We start from the raw sequence: 282 nt of genomic DNA on the forward strand, positions 1-282 counted from the left end.
GAATCCATGTCGGCGAGCAGGATCTTCTTGCGTCTGCCTTCAGCAGGCTGGACGATGATGTCGATCGGCTCCGAAGCCAATGCCGCGCGCAGATTGGCGGTCATTTCGCCGACATCCGGCGTCTGCGGCAATACGAGATCGCAGGCGACGTCTTCAGCGAGCCATTGAACGGCGCTTGCGCCGGCGGCCCGCAAGGCCATATTCGCAAGCGAGGCCGGCACGGCGCGGGCTTCTGGACGGGACACTAGCGTGGCGATCAGCGACATCGAGCCTTCCGGCCGG

At 64.9% G+C, this 282-nt stretch carries 1 pseudogene; it reads right to left on the bottom strand.

Features of this window, described 5'->3' with window-relative positions:
- A pseudogene (locus EN851_RS35920) lies at window positions 1-266 on the bottom strand (phosphoserine phosphatase SerB); the annotation flags it as partial.
- Window positions 267-282 lie beyond the last annotated feature (16 nt).

It is taken from the genome of Mesorhizobium sp. M8A.F.Ca.ET.208.01.1.1, assembly GCF_004791315.1.
GTDB lineage: Bacteria > Pseudomonadota > Alphaproteobacteria > Rhizobiales > Rhizobiaceae > Mesorhizobium.